The following is a 16,862-nucleotide window of genomic DNA, read 5'->3' on the forward strand; positions in this document are numbered from 1 at the left end:
ACGGTGGCATATTACTATTGAAAATTGCTATAATAGTAATATTCAAGAGAATTTTATTTGATGAGGTGGTGTCCCTATGAATAAAGAATATCCATACAGTGCTGATGATGTTTTATATAAAGCTAAAAGTTACTTATCTGAAGATGCATATCGTTTAGTAGAAAAGAGTTATGATTTGGCTTTTAAAGCACATCAAGGACAAATTAGAAAAAATAATTTGCCATATATCATGCATCCTATTCAGGTAGCGGGTATTTTAACCGAAATGAAATTGGATGGTCCAACTATAGTTGCTGGATTCCTTCATGATGTAATTGAGGATACACCTTATACGTATGATGATTTGGTAGAAATGTTTAATGAAGAAGTAGCCATTATTGTAGATGGTGTTACAAAATTAAAAAAAGTTAAATATAAATCTAAAGAAACGCAACAAGCTGAAAATCATAGAAAATTATTTATAGCAATTGCTAAAGATGTCCGAGTTATATTAGTTAAATTAGCAGATAGATTACATAATGTTCGTACTTTAAAAGCGATGCCTAAAGAAAAACAAAAACGTATTGCTAAAGAAACGTTAGAAATCTATGCACCACTTGCGCATAGATTAGGGATCAATACAATTAAGTGGGAACTTGAAGACATCTCATTAAGATATATTGATAGTGTTCAATATTTTAGAATTGTTAATTTGATGAAAAAGAAAAGAAGCGAACGAGAAACGTATATTGCAAATGCGATTAAAGATATAGAGTCTGAAATGGAAGTTATGAATATTTCTGGTGACATAAGTGGTAGACCTAAACATATCTATAGTATTTATAGAAAAATGGTCAAACAGAAAAAGCAATTCGAACAAATTTTTGACTTACTTGCGATCAGAGTAATCGTTCCTTCAATCAAAGATTGTTATGCCGTGCTAGGTCTTGTCCATACATTATGGAAACCAATGCCTGGTCGATTTAAAGACTATATTGCTATGCCTAAACAGAATATGTATCAATCGCTGCATACTACAGTCGTTGGTCCAAATGGAGATCCGTTAGAGATACAAATCAGAACATTTGAAATGCATGAAATTGCAGAACATGGGGTTGCTGCACACTGGGCATATAAAGAAGGCAAAAATTTAAGCAATAAATCAGAAGAATATTTACAAAAAATGAGTTGGCTACAAGAAATCGCTGAAACTGACAATACATCACCTGATGCAGAAGAATTTATGGAATCTTTAAAATATGACCTTCAAAGTGATAAAGTGTATGTCTTTACACCTGAAAGTGATGTAGTTGAATTGCCATATGGTGCAGTTCCAATTGATTTTGCATACGCTGTTCACAGTGAAGTAGGTAATAAAATGATAGGTGCGAAAGTTAATGGCAAAATCGTTCCTATTGATTATAAGTTATCTACTGGTGATATTGTTGAGATTAGAACGAGTAAACATTCATATGGGCCAAGTCGAGATTGGTTAAAAATCGTTCGATCTTCAAGTGCGAAAAGTAAAATCCGCAGTTTCTTCAAGAAACAAGACCGTTCTGCCAATATTGAAAAAGGTAAATTCATGATTGAAGCGGAAATTAAAGAGCATGGCTACAATGTAGATGAAGTATTAAATGCTGAAAACATTAAACTTGTTAACGAAAAATATAATTTTTCAAATGAAGATGATTTATATGCTGCAGTTGGTTTTGGTGGCATAACTGCCTTACAAGCTGTTAACAGACTTACAGAAAAGCTTAGACTTGAACGTAAGAAACAATCGCTTAACCAAGTGCAAGAAGTCAATAAATCCATTCCAATTAAACAAGATATTAGAACAGATACTGGTGTTTATGTCGAAGGTTTAGATAACATGCTTATTAAACTTTCTAAATGTTGTAATCCAATACCTGGTGATGAAATCATTGGCTATATTACAAAAGGTCACGGCGTTAAAGTTCATCGTAAAGATTGCCCAAACATCGTTAACGAAAACGAACGATTAATCGATGTTGAATGGGTTAAAAATACAAATGAACAAAAAAATTATCAAGTAGACTTAGAAATTACAGGTTACGACAGAAATGGTTTATTAAACGAAGTACTTCAAGTTGTGAATGCCATTAAAGTACAATTAGTAAAAGTTTCAGGTAAAGCTGATATAGATAAAAATGCTGTTATTAACATTAGCGTAATGGTTAAAAATGTGAATGACGTATATAGAATTGTTGATCGAATTAAACAATTAGGCGATATTTATACAGTAAGTCGTGTATGGAATTAAGAGGTGAATTTTTTTGAAAGTTGTTCTACAAAAAGTAAGCCAAGCTAAAGTGACATCTGAAAATACTCAAAATGAAATTAAACAAGGATTCTTATTATTAGTCGGTGTTGGACAAGAATCTACTTATGCAGATGCAGATGTTATCGCTAAGAAAATAGCAAAGACAAGAATTTTTGAAGATCAAGAAGGTAAAATGAATTTAGATATACACCAAGTCGGTGGTGAAATCTTGTCGATATCACAATTTACAATATATGCTTCAGTAAAAAAAGGTAATAGACCTGGATTTACAAATGCTAAAAGTCCAGATGAAGCATTAAAGATTTATGAATATTTTAATGAACAGTTAGCTTCTTATAACATTAACGTGAAAACAGGAGAGTTTGGCGCACATATGGATGTGTCATTAATCAATGATGGACCAATTACGATTATATTCGAAAGTAAGGATGGTAACATTCAATGAACCGAATTAATTTATGGTTTAAAAAGAGGAGAATAAAGCCTGTTCCTGTCATCAGTGTTGTCATTTTACTGATTGTTTTGTTAATCATTATTATTTATTTATTGATTCCTAAAGAGGACGAACCTAAAACATTATCTATGAAAGAAGATGGTGAGTTAAGAACTGGCCCTGCCGCTTATTATCCTATTATCTTTGATGTAAAAAAGGGAGATAGTTTTGATATAACAGATAGAGAAGGAAAATGGTTCGAAGTCAAAAATGATCAAAATGAAAAAGGCTGGATTGCTGGTTGGCATACAAATCTTGATATTAAAGAAGATGTTAATCCAGTATTAAAACCATTAAAAGGAAAAGTGATTATTTTAGACCCTGGTCATGGTGGAAGTGACCAAGGTGCATCGAGTTCAAAACATAAAGATGTAACCGAAAAAGTCATTACATTAAAAACTGCAAAAGAACTTAAAGAAATGCTTGAAGCTGAAGGCGCTAAAGTGAAAATGACGAGAACTAAAGATGAATATGTTAAATTAAAAGATAGACAAGGTGATGGAGATGTCTTTATTAGTATCCATAATGATGCATTAGATTCATCAGCACCACATGGTTTAACAGTTTATTACCATCATGATTCTCAAAAAGAATTTGCAGATACGTTACAAACTTCAATCAATCAAAAATCCATACTATCTGATAGAGGTGTACGAAACGAAAACTTCCAAGTGATTCGTCAAACTAAAATGCCTGCTGTATTGTTAGAGTTAGGTTATATTAGTAATCCTACAGATGAAGATTTAATTGTTGATAGAAAATATAGACACATTGTAGAAACAGGTATTGTTGACGGTTTGAAAGTTTACTTTTCAAATTAGATATTGACTACTACAGATTATGGGTTTAATATTAATATAAATTATGAAATAGATTATATACCGTTTATTCTTGAATAGTATGCCGATATAGTAGGAGACAGAGAGTATAACATTTGCTGAAAGTTATATGAATACTGCGTATACTTTTGAACACAAGAAGAGGGAATCTTACGAAAATAAGATCGGTTAACATCCGTTATAATGTTGTTAAGTGAGTATTTAATGGATCATTAAATACTAATTAGGGTGGCAACACGGATAATTCGTCCCTTGTATGTATATGCATACAAGGGACTTTTTATATTTTAAAGGAGGAAATATTATGATTAATATACCACGCGGTACACAAGATTTATTACCAAAAGACACTTATAAATGGCAATACATTGAGAACAAATTACATGAGTTAATGAAAATATATAATTATAAAGAAATTAGAACACCAATATTTGAAAGTACTGAACTTTTTAGTAGAGGTGTCGGTGATTCAACAGATGTTGTACAAAAAGAAATGTACACATTTAAAGATAAGGGTGATAGAAGCATTACATTAAGACCTGAAGGCACTGCAGGTGTTGTTAGAAGTTACATCGAAAACAAAATGCAAGGTGAACCTAATCAACCAGTTAAGCTTTATTACAATGGTCCAATGTTCCGATATGAAAGAAAACAAAAAGGGCGTTATCGTCAATTCGTTCAATTCGGGGTAGAAGCTATAGGATCAGAAAATCCTGCTATTGATGTTGAAATTATTTCAATGCTCGTACACATATACAAATCTTTCGGATTGAAAGACTTAAAATTAGTCATCAATAGTATTGGTGATGCAGAATCAAGAGCTGATTACACTAAGGCATTACAAGCGCACTTTGAACCAGTAATTGATACTTTCTGTAGCGATTGTCAAAGTCGATTACACACAAATCCAATGCGTATATTGGACTGTAAAGTAGACAGAGATAAAGAAGCAGTTAAAAATGCGCCTAAAATTACGGAATACTTAAATGACTATTCTAAACAATATTTCGAAGAGGTAAAAAGTTTATTAGACGAACTTGGTATCGAGTATGAAATAGATACGAATTTAGTACGTGGGTTAGATTATTATACACACACAGCATTTGAAGTAATGAGTAATGCTGAAGGATTTGGTGCTATTACAACTTTATGTGGTGGCGGTAGATATAACGGCTTACTAGAATTACTTGATGGTCCTAAAGAAACAGGTATTGGTTTTGCATTGAGTATTGAACGTTTGTTACTAGCGCTTGAAGCTGAAGGTATTGAAATTGAAGAAGAAGAAACTATCGACTTATTTATTGCAACAATGGGTGAAGAAGCGGATAGAATGTCAGTTCAATTAATCAATCAATTAAGAATGGCTGGTATTAGTTGTGATAAAGACTATTTACAACGTAAATTAAAAGGTCAAATGAAACAAGCCGATAGATTAAATGCGAAATATACGATTGTATTAGGTGAGAATGAATTAGAAAAACAAGAAGTGGAAGTTAAAAATATGGAAACTGGTGAAAAGACACTTGTTTCGTTATCAGAATTAGAGAATTATTTAAAGGTGGAATCATAATGGAAAAAAGAACAACATATGCTGGTAAAATAACTGAAGAATATATTGGTCAAACCGTTACTTTAAATGGTTGGGTACAAAAAAGACGTGACTTAGGCGGTTTAATATTTATTGATTTACGTGACCGCGAAGGCGTTGTACAAATTGTCTTTAACCCAGACTTCTCTCAAGAAGCTTTAAGTGTTGCTGAGAAAATCCGTTCTGAATATGTTATTCAAGTTAAAGGTTTAGTAACTAAAAGAGACGAGAAATCAATTAATGACAAAATCAAGACGGGTAAAGTTGAAGTACAAGTCTCTGAAATTACAATTTTAAATGAATCTGAAACACCTCCATTTTCTATAACAGATATGAATGATATTGATGAAAATGTAAGATTAAAATATCGTTATATTGACTTAAGAAGAGAAAGTTTAGCTCAAACATTCAAAATGAGACATCAAATTACACGTGCAGTAAGAAATTACTTAGATGAAGGTGAGTTTTACGAAGTAGAAACACCTGTGTTAACTAAATCTACGCCAGAAGGTGCGAGAGACTATTTAGTACCATCTCGTGTACATGATGGAGAGTTCTATGCTTTACCTCAATCTCCACAAATATTTAAACAATTATTAATGATTGGTGGATTTGATAAATACTATCAAATCGTTAAATGTTTTAGAGACGAAGATTTAAGAGCGGATAGACAACCTGAATTTACGCAAATCGATATCGAGATGAGCTTTGTAGATCAAGAAGACGTTATCAAAATGAATGAAGGTCTTATGAAACGTATCATGAAAGATGTAAAAGGTATTGATATTACAACGCCATTCCCACGTATGACATACGCTGAAGCAATGGAAAGATACGGAATTGACAAGCCAGATACAAGATTTGGTATGGAACTGATTAACTTATCAGAACTTGCTTCAAAAATGGACTTTAAAGTGTTTAAATCTGCAGTTGAAAATGGTGGAGAAGTTAAAGCAATCGTCGTTGAAGATGGTGCGGCTGATTACTCTAGAAAAGATATCGACCAATTACAATCATTTGCAAGTATATATGGAGCTAAAGGTTTAGCTTGGGTTAAAGTAACAGAAGAAGGCTTAAACGGTCCAATTAGCAAATTCTTTGATGAAGATATTACTGCTGAATTATTAAAACAAACTGAAGCTAAAACTGGAGACTTAGTATTATTTGTAGCAGATAAAAAAGATGTTGTAGCAGCAAGTTTAGCGCAGTTAAGAAATAAACTTGGTAAAGATCGTGGTTTAATTGATCCAAATAAATATAATTTCTTATGGGTAACTGATTGGCCATTATTTGAATACGATGAAGAATCAGAACGTTATGTTGCAGCGCACCATCCATTTACTGCACCTAAAAAAGAGCATGAAGAAATGCTTGAAACTGATCCAACAAATGTTGAAGCGAATGCATACGATATCGTTTTAAATGGTTTTGAATTAGGTGGAGGATCTATTAGAATTCATAAATCAGAACTACAAGAAAAAATGTTTAAAGCGCTTGGATTTACTGAAGAACAAGCACAAGAACAATTTGGATTCTTAATTGAAGCGTTCAAATATGGTGCACCACCACATGGCGGAATTGCTTTAGGTTTAGATAGATTAGTTATGTTATTGTCAGGAAGAACAAACTTAAGAGATACAATTGCATTCCCTAAAACAGCAAGTGCTTCTTGTCTATTAACAGATGCGCCAAGTGAAGTATCTAACAGTCAGTTACATGAATTACATTTGCAACTTGATTTAGATGAAAAATAATTAAAAGTATAAATACTTGTTATTTAGAAGAATTATGATAAAATAAATTTATAAGGTAGTCATCTGAAGTGTTCGTAATAAGCTTTTTATATTTTGACCTAACACTTTTGATCAAGGGAGCCTAATTGGTTTTCTTAATAGCGCATACGCCTCGTAAGGAGGACATGCAAAATAAGAAACAGGGCACCCACCTGTATATAGCAGGCCAAAATGATCTAGCACTTAATATTACGGCACAATTGGATTCTATCGGTACGCAAGACTTTATGTCTTGCGTATTTTTGTGTAAAGGAGTAAATAATGATGAAGCATCAATTTTCAAGAAATGAATTAGCGATTGGTAAAGAAGGCTTAGATTTATTAAAAAGTAAAACAGTAGTTGTCCTTGGTGTAGGCGGTGTAGGTTCATTTGCTGCTGAAGCACTAGCGAGAACTAATATTGGTCATATCATATTAATAGATAAAGATGATGTAGATATCACAAATGTAAATAGACAATTACATGCATTAACAACAACAATTGGTCAATCAAAAGTAGATTTAATGGAAGAGCGTATTAAATTAATTAATCCTGATTGTAAAGTCACTTCATTGCATATGTTCTATACTGAAGAAACTTACGAAGCTTTATTTAATGAATACGACATTGATTACTTTGTAGATGCTAGTGATACAATCATGTATAAAGTTCATCTTATGAAAGAGTGTTTAGAAAGAGGTATTAATGTTATCTCAAGTATGGGTGCTGCAAACAAAACAGACCCTACTAAATTTGAAATAGCTGATATTTCTAAAACACATACAGATCCTATGGCGAAAATTATACGTCTAAAATTAAGAAAAATGGGCATTCATAAAGGTATTAATGTTGTATTTAGTGATGAAAGTCCAATTATGATAAGAGAAGATGTAAAAGAAGTTGTAGGCGATAAAAACGCAAAAGTTAGAAAGGCGCAAATGCCACCATCATCTAATGCTTTTGTACCAAGCGTTGTTGGTTTAATTTGTGCAAGCTATGTTGTGAATGATATTTTGAAAGATATCCCAGTAAAAAGAATCAAAGATAAATAGCTAACAGCTTTGATAATAAAAAATGAGACTGGATACGTCCAGCCTCATTTTTTTAAGTTGCGATATATTTCTGCTAATTTTTGTTCAGATTTAGATGTGAGTTTAGGTTGATAATATTGTTTGCCTTTTAAAGTATCAGGTAAATATTGTTGTTCTACATATCCATTTTCATAATTATGTGGGTATTTATAACCAATTGCATTTCCTAATTCTTTTGCACCTTGATAGTGTCCATCTTTCAAATGTTTCGGAACTAAACCGGCTTTACCTTTTCTGATGTCTGATAGAGCTTCATCAATAGATACAATAGCTGAATTAGATTTAGGTGATAAGCATAGCTCGATGACCGCTTGGCTTAATGGTATACGTGCTTCTGGAAAGCCGAGACGTTCACTCGCTTCAATAGCTGATAATGTTCTAGCTGCAGCACCCGGAGAAGCTAAACCGATATCTTCATAGCTAATTACGAGAAGGCGTCTTGCAATAGTAGGTAAATCTCCCGCTTCAATTAATCTAGCTAAATAATGTAGCGCTGCGTCGACATCACTACCTCTAATAGATTTTTGGAATGCACTCATAACATCATAATGTTGATCACCATCTTTATCGTGTTGGAAAGCGTTCTTTTGAATACAAACTTTCGCATCTTCAATCGTGACATGACGTTTGTCATCTTGAACATCAGCACTTAGTACAGCAAGTTCGAGTGCATTTAAAGCGCTTCTCACATCGCCGTAACTTGCTTTTGCGAAATATTCTAAAGCATCTTTGTCTACAACAGGAGCGTATGATGCTAATCCATTTTCTTCATCTTCAATTGCTCTGTTTAAAGCAATGATGATATCATCTTCATTAAGAGGATATAGTTCAAAGATTTGCGTTCTGCTTCGTATAGCTGGGTTGATAGCATGGTATGGGTTTGACGTCGTTGCGCCAATAAGAACGATTTTGCCAGATTCTAAATGCGGTAATAAGAAATCTTGTTTTGCTTTATCTAGACGATGAATTTCGTCTAGTAAAAGTATAACTTGTCCAGACATTTTGGCTTCTTCAACGACAAGTTGCATATCTTTTTTAGTGTTAGTGACAGCGTTAAGTTGTCTAAATTTATATTGAGTACTCCCGGCAATAGCTTGGGCGATACTCGTTTTTCCAATTCCCGGAGGTCCATAAAATATCATAGAAGTTAACTTTTTAGTGTTAACCATTCTTCTAATAATGGCTTTTGGACCGACTAAATGTTCTTGGCTTATCACATCGTCAATCGTTTGGGGACGCATTCTATAAGCTAATGGTTCGTTTTTCATTTGGAATCAACCTTTCTAATTACTCAAAGTGTACAAAAAATGATAAAATGAATTAATAATATTTTTTTAGAAAATAAGAGGTGTAGTACATGAAAATTTCTACTAAAGGACGATATGGCTTAACACTTATGATATCGTTGACTAAGCGTTATGGTCAAGGATGTACATCTTTAAAGTCAATCGCTGAAGAAAACAATTTAAGTGATTTATATTTAGAACAATTAGTAGGACCGCTACGTAATGCTGGTCTTATTAAAAGTGTAAGAGGTGCCAAAGGGGGCTATCAATTACAAAAAGCACCATCAGAAATTACAGCTGGTGATGTGATTAGATTGTTAGAGGGGCCAATTACACCTGTTGAAGGTATAGAAGACGAGCCACCTGCACAACAACAATTGTGGATTCGTATTAGAGACGCTGTAAAAGAAGTTCTAGATAATACAACACTAGAATACTTAGCAAATTATACAAATGAAGATGAACTAGAAGGCTATATGTTCTATATCTAGTTCACAAATTAAATAGGATAGCAATCTTCAAGACGAATATTGAAGATTGCTATCTTATTTTTTATTTCTTAACTGTATGGATTTCATGCCTAACTGCACAAAATATTTCGTTATTTTAACAGTTAAGCATGAATATGTGTTAAGTAGTGTAATATTCCCCTTCAAGATTATTTTCATATTAAGATAGTTGTACACTACAACAAAGGGGAGAGTATATGAAAAATTTAAAACGATACATATTAAGTGTAGTAGCAGTTTTATTATTAAGTTTCATTGCATTACCGTTTGAAGTTAACGCAAAGACAGATGGTCCGTCATCTAGAGTTATATTACCGAAAAATGATCGTACACAAATTACGAATACAACGTCTGCACATTATCAATCGATTGCATTCGCTGATATCGGAGGTACATCAATTGCATCAGGTGTAGTTGTCGGTAAAAATACCGTTCTTACAAATAAACATGTAGTAGATGCTACGAATGGTGATGCTTCTGTACTAAAATTCTCACCAGCAGCAAATGGCGATGGGAATTTCCCAGCTGGTACATTTACAGCAACTGATTATAAAGTAGCGCCAGGCGGTGAAGATTTAGCAGTCGTTACAGTCGGTAAAAATAGTAAAGGTCAATCTATTGGTGACGCTGTTCAAGCAGCGACAATCGCAGATACATCTTCAGTTAAAAAAGGTGATAACATCACAGTAACAGGTTATCCAGGAGATAAACCTATTGCGACATTATGGGAAAGTAAAGGTAATATATTGTCTGCTTCAGGTAGTGACGTATCTTACGACTTAAGTACTTATGGTGGTAATTCAGGTTCACCAATCTTTAATGCAAATAACCAAGTTATTGGTTTACATTATGGTGGCGTACCAGATAGCCATAATAGTGGCGTGTTATTTAACAGCAACGTTCAACAATTTATACAAAGTAATTTAAAATAAAAAAACGATCATAAAGTGATGACTCATCACTTTATGATCGTTTTTTTATGCTTCCCCGTATACATCATCTACAATTTTCTTGAATGATTCATATGATTGGTATTGTTTATCTAAATCATAAATATAGCTCACTGCCATAATTTCATCTACATTGTATTTGTTTTGGAAATCTATCAATTGTTGTTTTACAGTTTCTTCACTACCAATGAAAGATGTGTTTGTTTTAGACTGCGCCATATATTTTTCTTGTGGTGACCAAATGTTTTCAAGTTGATCAGTAGGGGGTTGTAATGGCATGCGCGCATTTCTTACAATACTTAAGAACATCAAGTGCATAGTTGAAGATAAATAAGTCGCTTCTTCATCTGTTTCGCCAACAATGACATTTAAACAAACGGTCATGTATGGCTCATCTAAATATTCTGATGGCTCAAATAAGTCTCTATATATTTCGATTGCTTGAGCCATTTGATCTGGTGCAAAGTGTGCTGCAAAGACGTATGGTAAACCTAATCGAGCAGCTAAATGTGCAGAGTCCGTTGAAGATCCTAACACATATATCGGTATATTTGTATCTACACCTGGATATGGTCTTACATATGATTGTTGTTCTTCAGGACCAAAATATTGTAGTAATTGTTTAATATCGTCACCAAATGTATATACACCTTTATGTGAATCTCTTCTTAGTGCAGAAGCGGTCATCATATCGGTACCTGGTGCTCGTCCTAAGCCAAGATTTAATCGATTAGGAAACATTGTAGCCATTGTTCCAAATTGCTCAGCAACAATAAGAGGCGCATGGTTTGGTAACATGATACCGCCTGAACCTACTTGAATAGACTCTGTATGTTCAAGTGTATGTTGAATGAGTAAAGCAGTTGCAGAACTTACTAAATTTGGTGCATTATGATGTTCTGCAATCCAGTAACGTTCGTAGCCTAATTTTTCTACATTTTGAGCAAGTGATACCATATTCTTAATAGCATCTTGTTCCGTTTCACCTTTTCTAAGTGGAACTAGATTTAATGCAGAAACTGGGAATTTTGATTTCATTTTGTGACGCTCCTTACATAATTATATATTGGAAGTATATCAACTGTATTTATGTTGTACTATTTAATTGCTCAACAACATTTGACTAATATGTAACTAAAAGTTATAATTAATGCAAATTTACAGAGAGGTGGCATCAACAATAGGCATGGATATCCAATAATTTTTTGCGCTAATAGTAAATAACGTAAAAAACCATTGTATTACGCAATGATGATTGGATAAGTATGTCTATAATATGATGTTGCCGTTACAAACTGAGAATAGTGTAATGGTGCGTCTTCATGTGTAATACATGGGTATAGGAGGCTACATTATGCTATTTTTATTTGAAGAAAAAGCATTAGAAGTTGAACATAAAGTATTAATACCCGAGTTGACTTTTTCAATAGAGGACCATGAACATTTAGCAATCGTTGGTGTTAATGGTGTTGGAAAGTCTACATTATTAAAAGTGATTCACCAAGATCAAACAGTTGATTCAGCGATGATGGAACAAGATTTAACACCTTATAATGATTGGACAGTTATGGATTATATAATTGAATCTTACCCAGAAATCGTCAAGGTTAGATCGCAACTTAATCATACAGATATGATTAATAAATATATTGAGTTAGATGGATACCTTATAGAAGGAGAAATCGTAACAGAAGCAAAAAAGCTCGGCATAAAAGAGGAACAACTAGAACAGAAAATTTCTACTTTAAGTGGTGGAGAACAGACAAAAGTTTCATTTTTAAAAGTAAAAATGTCTAAGGCATCGTTATTATTAATCGATGAGCCAACAAATCATATGGATTTAGAAATGAAGGAATGGTTGACGAAAGCTTTTAAACAAGAACAACGTGCTATATTATTTGTATCTCATGACAGAACATTCTTAAATGAAACACCAGATGCTATATTAGAATTGAGTCCTGATGGTGCTAAGAAATATATCGGTAAATACGATAAATACAAACAACAAAAAGATATAGAGCATGAAACATTAAAGCTACAATATGAAAAGCAACAAAAAGAACAAGCGGCTATTGAAGAAACGATCAAAAAATATAAAGCGTGGTATCAAAAAGCAGAACAAAGTGCTTCTGTGCGAAACCCGTATCAACAAAAACAATTAAGTAAGTTAGCGAAACGATTCAAATCAAAAGAACAACAATTAAATCGTAAACTTGATCAAGAGCACATCGCTAATCCAAATAAAAAAGAGAAAGCTTTCTCAATACAACATCATGATTTTAAATCACATTATTTAGTTCAATTTAACCATGTGTCGTTTGCATATGATAATAGGAAGATATTCGAAGATGTATCTTTCTATATTAAGCGAAATCAAAATGTGATTATAGAAGGCAGAAATGGAACAGGAAAATCAACTTTAATCAAATTGATACTCGGTGAACTCGAGCCGACTAAAGGTGATATAACTGTTCATCCTGAATTAGAAATTGGATATTTCTCTCAAGATTTTGAGAACTTAAATATGCACAATACTGTTTTAAATGAAATATTAGAAATTCCTGAAATGAAAGAAGCAGATGCAAGAACCATTTTAGCAAGCTTTTATTTCGATAAGAATAGAATAAATGATGTCGTTGAAACACTGTCCATGGGTGAAAAGTGTAGATTACAATTTGTAAAATTATATTTTTCAAATCCTCATATTATGATTTTAGATGAGCCGACAAACTATTTTGATATTGGCATGCAAGAAAAAATCATTCAATTAATACAATCATTTCAAGGTTCAGTCCTTATTGTATCTCATGATGATTATTTTAAATCACAAATTAAAGACCAAATATGGACGATCAAAAATCATCAAATGACGCATGAAAATGTTCAAGTTAAAGATCCAATTAATACAGAATCTATGAAACATCAATTAAAAGAATTAGAACAATATACAGAAGAAAGAAATCGTGAAACAGAGTTCTAGTCTTTTCATAAAAATGGTGCTAGAATAGGTACATTGAAAACTAAGAAAGGACGTTCAACATGAAAGTATATGCAGATTATGCAGCAACTACTCCAGTTAAGCCCGTTGTAACTGAAAAAATAACAGAAATATTATCTGAACACTTTGGAAACCCGTCATCTATTCATTCAATTGGGAGAGACGGTAGAAAGTATTTAGATCAATCAAGACGAGAGATTGCTACATTATTAGGTGCAAAGCCTCAAGAAGTTATTTTTACAAGTGGGGCAACAGAGTCTAATAACACAGCAATAAAAGGTATAGCACGAAAACGAAAACATATAGGTCAACATATTATAACGAGTAGAATAGAGCATCATTCTGTATTGCATGTCTTTGAAGAACTTGAACGTGAAGGTTTCGATGTTTCGTATATAGATGTAAATTCAGAAGGTATTGTCGATATTGATGCTTTGAGACAAGCAATCCGACCTGATACGACATTGGTGTCAATTATGTTAGTGAATAATGAAGTCGGTACAGTTCAACCTATGTATGATATTGCGGAAGTCATAGAGAATACGGATATCGTATTTCATGTTGATGCTGTTCAAGCTATCGGTCATATGCCAATAGAATTCGATGAAATGCCAGTTGATATGTTAAGCATAACTGCGCATAAATTTGGCGGACCAAAAGGAATAGGTGCATTGTTGGTAAAACAAGGTGTTCAGTTCGAAACGTTTATACAAGGTGGCGAACAAGAAGTAAAGCGAAGAGCAGGTACAGAGAATGTTCCATATATATGTGGAATGGCAACAGCGCTGAAAGACGCTTATGAACATATGAATGAAAGTAATATTCATTTAATGAACTTAAAAGAAAAGCTCATTGTAGGTTTACAACAACGTGCAATTCCGTTTGAACTTAATGGTAGTATGACAGATACAACTGGTCATATCACAAATTTATATTTCCCATTTATTGAAGTTGAAACGATGTTAACGTTACTTGATATGGCAAATATATATGTTTCAAGTGGATCTGCATGTACAGCCGGTTCAACATTACCATCTCACGTTCTAGAAGCGATGTTTGGTGAAGATAATAGAGTGAAACAATCTGTAAGATTTAGTTTCAGCTCATTAACGACTGAAGAAGAAATTAATTATATCGTAAGTACGATAATGAAAATATATCAACAATTTAAGGAGGAAGAAAATGAATAATCAATCTACCCGCGTTGTCGTTGGGATGAGCGGGGGCGTAGATAGCTCGGTAACTGCACATATATTAAAAGAACAAGGTTATGATGTAGTTGGAATTTTTATGAAAAATTGGGATGACACAGACGAAAATGGTGTATGTACAGCTACTGAAGACTATAATGATGTCATCGAAGTATGTAACCAATTAGATATACCTTATTATGCAGTTAACTTTGAACAAGAATATTGGGATAAAGTATTTACGTATTTCTTAGACGAATATAAAAAAGGTAGAACACCTAACCCAGATGTAATGTGTAATAAAGAAATTAAATTTAAAGCATTTTTAAATCATGCACTTAAACTAGGTGCGGACTATGTTGCTACAGGTCATTACGCACGTGTTAATCGTGATGGTGATAAAGTAGAAATGCTACGTGGTGTAGATAACAACAAAGACCAAACTTATTTCTTAAATCAACTTACAAAAGATCAATTATCTAAAGTGATGTTCCCAATTGGTGAATTAGAAAAAAGTGAAGTAAGAAGAATTGCTGAAGAACAAAACTTAGCAACTGCTAAAAAGAAAGACTCTACTGGTATTTGTTTTATTGGTGAGAAAAACTTTAAAACATTCTTATCTCAATACTTACCTGCTCAAAACGGTAAAATGCAAACATTAGACGGTGTTGATATGGGTGAACATAGTGGCTTAATGTATTATACGATTGGCCAAAGACATGGTCTTGGTATAGGCGGAGACGGAGACCCTTGGTTTGTAGTCGGTAAAAACCTAAAAGAAAACATCCTATATGTAGAACAAGGTTTCCATCACGAAGCATTATATAGTGACTATTTAATCGCTTCTGATATTTCATTTGTGAATGATCTTGATTTCTCACAACCGGTGAAATGTTCAGCAAAATTTAGATATAGACAAAAAGATACACAAGTAACTGTAGAAAAAATTTCTGACAATCAAATTAAAGTGATATTTGACGAACCAGTGCGTGCAATTACACCTGGTCAAGCTGTCGTATTATATGACGGTGATGTTTGTTTAGGTGGCGCAACAATCGATGAAGTATATAAAACAGAAAAGCAATTAGATTATATGGTATAAAATATATAGACTGAGATAAATTTATGTCTCAGTCTATTTTTATTTTTGTTATAATAGCAAGTAATGATATTTAAAGGAGTCACAACATGCATAGTGAAGAACAAATTGTTAAATTAATTCAAAATAAAAAATTCGACGAAGCATTGTCGCATTTATTTGAAAATATAGAAGAAGATCCAAACGAAGTAACCAATTATATCAATGCAGGGACAATATTAGCAGAAGCAAATGATATTGAAAGAGCTGAGAAATTCTTTCAAAAAGCCATTACTGTAAACGAAAGTCATGGTGGTGCTTATTATAGTCTTGCAAATTTATACTACAACCAACAGCGCTTTGAAGAAGCGATTAAATTATATCAACATGCGATTAAAAGAGGGCTTAATGATGCAGATACTAATTTTATGTTAGGAATGAGTTTCAACGAATTAGGTGCACATACTGAAGCTTTACCGTATGTAATGAGAGCTCATGAGCTAAATGAAGATGATGTAGAAATTGGATTCCAATACGGATTAACATTATGCCAATTAGAAATGTTCGATGAGGCCATTGTGCAACTAGAAAAAGTATTAGAAAAAGATTCTAAACATGTTGACGCATTATACAATTTAGGATTGGCTAAATATATGAAAAATGAAAATGCTGAAGAAGCACTTGTTTATTTTAGAAAAGCGGTCGACATTCAACCAGATCATTTATTAAGTGGTCATGCTATCAACATGTTTGAACAATTATTAGAAGAGGAGGACTAAC

14 protein-coding genes and 1 other RNA gene are annotated in these 16,862 nt (G+C 33.0%); 13 read left to right on the forward strand and 2 right to left on the reverse strand.

Translation table 11 applies throughout. The features are described from left to right. Positions 1 to 76 precede the first annotated feature (76 nt). From LQ622_RS04565 to LQ622_RS04595, 7 genes are all read left to right on the forward strand, one after another. The gene (locus LQ622_RS04565) at positions 77 to 2,266 is read left to right on the forward strand and encodes a RelA/SpoT family protein (protein ID WP_025904255.1); all 2,190 of its coding nucleotides are present in this window, start codon (positions 77 to 79) and stop codon (positions 2,264 to 2,266) included. A gap of 13 nt (positions 2,267 to 2,279) precedes the next feature. Then, positions 2,280 to 2,732 (forward strand): D-aminoacyl-tRNA deacylase, encoded by a 453-nt coding sequence (dtd, locus tag LQ622_RS04570; RefSeq protein WP_025904254.1) that lies wholly within the window; start codon positions 2,280 to 2,282, stop codon positions 2,730 to 2,732. Then, positions 2,729 to 3,601 carry an N-acetylmuramoyl-L-alanine amidase family protein gene (locus LQ622_RS04575; RefSeq protein WP_204170021.1) on the forward strand — a complete coding sequence of 291 codons (873 nt, stop codon included), beginning with the start codon at positions 2,729 to 2,731 and terminating at the stop codon, positions 3,599 to 3,601. Before dtd ends, LQ622_RS04575 begins: the two co-directional genes overlap by 4 nt. Before the next feature lie 322 nt (positions 3,602 to 3,923). Continuing rightward, positions 3,924 to 5,189 carry a histidine--tRNA ligase gene (gene hisS / locus LQ622_RS04580; protein ID WP_037588417.1) on the forward strand — a complete coding sequence of 422 codons (1,266 nt, stop codon included), beginning with the start codon at positions 3,924 to 3,926 and terminating at the stop codon, positions 5,187 to 5,189. Further along, the gene (gene aspS, locus LQ622_RS04585) at positions 5,189 to 6,961 is read left to right on the forward strand and encodes an aspartate--tRNA ligase (protein WP_126477546.1); all 1,773 of its coding nucleotides are present in this window, start codon (positions 5,189 to 5,191) and stop codon (positions 6,959 to 6,961) included. Before hisS ends, aspS begins: the two co-directional genes overlap by 1 nt. Positions 6,962 to 7,018: 57 nt before the next feature. Next, positions 7,019 to 7,211, forward strand: a non-coding RNA gene (ssrS, locus tag LQ622_RS04590) — 6S RNA. Positions 7,212 to 7,264: 53 nt separating this feature from the next. Then, entirely contained in the window at positions 7,265 to 8,032 is a 768-nt protein-coding gene (locus LQ622_RS04595; RefSeq protein ID WP_025904250.1) for a tRNA threonylcarbamoyladenosine dehydratase, read from the forward strand. Positions 8,033 to 8,076: 44 nt separating this feature from the next. On the opposite strand, the gene LQ622_RS04600 is transcribed toward LQ622_RS04595, so the two are convergent. After that, positions 8,077 to 9,339: a replication-associated recombination protein A gene (locus LQ622_RS04600; RefSeq protein ID WP_204188553.1), complete on the reverse strand. Its 1,263-nt coding sequence runs from the start codon at positions 9,337 to 9,339 to the stop codon at positions 8,077 to 8,079. An 89-nt stretch (positions 9,340 to 9,428) separates the two neighbouring features. On the opposite strand from LQ622_RS04600, the gene cymR reads away from it, so the two are divergent. Then, positions 9,429 to 9,848, forward strand: coding sequence for a cysteine metabolism transcriptional regulator CymR (gene cymR / locus LQ622_RS04605; RefSeq protein WP_025904248.1), 420 nt, complete (start codon positions 9,429 to 9,431; stop codon positions 9,846 to 9,848). 215 nt (positions 9,849 to 10,063) lie between these two features. Continuing rightward, complete coding sequence (locus tag LQ622_RS04610) at positions 10,064 to 10,798, forward strand: trypsin-like serine peptidase (protein ID WP_126477544.1); 735 nt, start codon at positions 10,064 to 10,066, stop codon at positions 10,796 to 10,798. Positions 10,799 to 10,843: 45 nt separating this feature from the next. Here the strand turns inward: LQ622_RS04610 and LQ622_RS04615 are convergent, their stop codons facing one another. Next, positions 10,844 to 11,854: an LLM class flavin-dependent oxidoreductase gene (locus LQ622_RS04615; protein WP_025904246.1), complete on the reverse strand. Its 1,011-nt coding sequence runs from the start codon at positions 11,852 to 11,854 to the stop codon at positions 10,844 to 10,846. A gap of 316 nt (positions 11,855 to 12,170) precedes the next feature. Here LQ622_RS04615 and sal(A) point away from each other — a divergent pair, with 316 nt between their 5' ends. From sal(A) to LQ622_RS04635, 4 genes are all read left to right on the forward strand, one after another. After that, complete coding sequence (gene sal(A), locus LQ622_RS04620; RefSeq protein ID WP_204188555.1) at positions 12,171 to 13,796, forward strand: ABC-F type ribosomal protection protein Sal(A); 1,626 nt, start codon at positions 12,171 to 12,173, stop codon at positions 13,794 to 13,796. A gap of 59 nt (positions 13,797 to 13,855) precedes the next feature. Then, entirely contained in the window at positions 13,856 to 15,004 is a 1,149-nt protein-coding gene (locus tag LQ622_RS04625) for a cysteine desulfurase family protein (RefSeq protein WP_037588405.1), read from the forward strand. Continuing rightward, positions 14,997 to 16,106: a tRNA 2-thiouridine(34) synthase MnmA gene (gene mnmA / locus LQ622_RS04630; RefSeq protein WP_037588402.1), complete on the forward strand. Its 1,110-nt coding sequence runs from the start codon at positions 14,997 to 14,999 to the stop codon at positions 16,104 to 16,106. Before LQ622_RS04625 ends, mnmA begins: the two co-directional genes overlap by 8 nt. An 86-nt stretch (positions 16,107 to 16,192) precedes the next feature. Continuing rightward, positions 16,193 to 16,861: a tetratricopeptide repeat protein gene (locus LQ622_RS04635; protein WP_204188556.1), complete on the forward strand. Its 669-nt coding sequence runs from the start codon at positions 16,193 to 16,195 to the stop codon at positions 16,859 to 16,861. The last annotated feature ends 1 nt before the right edge of the window (position 16,862 follow it).

The organism is Mammaliicoccus sp. N-M50 (assembly GCF_022386995.1).
In the GTDB taxonomy this organism is placed as follows: Bacteria; Bacillota; Bacilli; order Staphylococcales; family Staphylococcaceae; genus Mammaliicoccus; species Mammaliicoccus sciuri_A.

Bases quoted from the DNA above. Each gene is read 5' to 3' on its own strand.
- LQ622_RS04635 (WP_204188556.1), top strand. From the start codon at position 16,193: ATGCATAGTGAAGAACAAATTGTTAAATTAATTCAAAATAAAAAATTC.
- LQ622_RS04625 (WP_037588405.1), top strand. From the start codon at position 13,856: ATGAAAGTATATGCAGATTATGCAGCAACTACTCCAGTTAAGCCCGTT.
- LQ622_RS04600 (WP_204188553.1), bottom strand. From the start codon at position 9,339: ATGAAAAACGAACCATTAGCTTATAGAATGCGTCCCCAAACGATTGAC.
- LQ622_RS04610 (WP_126477544.1), top strand. From the start codon at position 10,064: ATGAAAAATTTAAAACGATACATATTAAGTGTAGTAGCAGTTTTATTA.
- mnmA (WP_037588402.1), top strand. From the start codon at position 14,997: ATGAATAATCAATCTACCCGCGTTGTCGTTGGGATGAGCGGGGGCGTA.
- aspS (WP_126477546.1), top strand. From the start codon at position 5,189: ATGGAAAAAAGAACAACATATGCTGGTAAAATAACTGAAGAATATATT.
- LQ622_RS04595 (WP_025904250.1), top strand. From the start codon at position 7,265: ATGAAGCATCAATTTTCAAGAAATGAATTAGCGATTGGTAAAGAAGGC.
- LQ622_RS04575 (WP_204170021.1), top strand. From the start codon at position 2,729: ATGAACCGAATTAATTTATGGTTTAAAAAGAGGAGAATAAAGCCTGTT.
- LQ622_RS04615 (WP_025904246.1), bottom strand. From the start codon at position 11,854: ATGAAATCAAAATTCCCAGTTTCTGCATTAAATCTAGTTCCACTTAGA.
- hisS (WP_037588417.1), top strand. From the start codon at position 3,924: ATGATTAATATACCACGCGGTACACAAGATTTATTACCAAAAGACACT.
- LQ622_RS04565 (WP_025904255.1), top strand. From the start codon at position 77: ATGAATAAAGAATATCCATACAGTGCTGATGATGTTTTATATAAAGCT.
- cymR (WP_025904248.1), top strand. From the start codon at position 9,429: ATGAAAATTTCTACTAAAGGACGATATGGCTTAACACTTATGATATCG.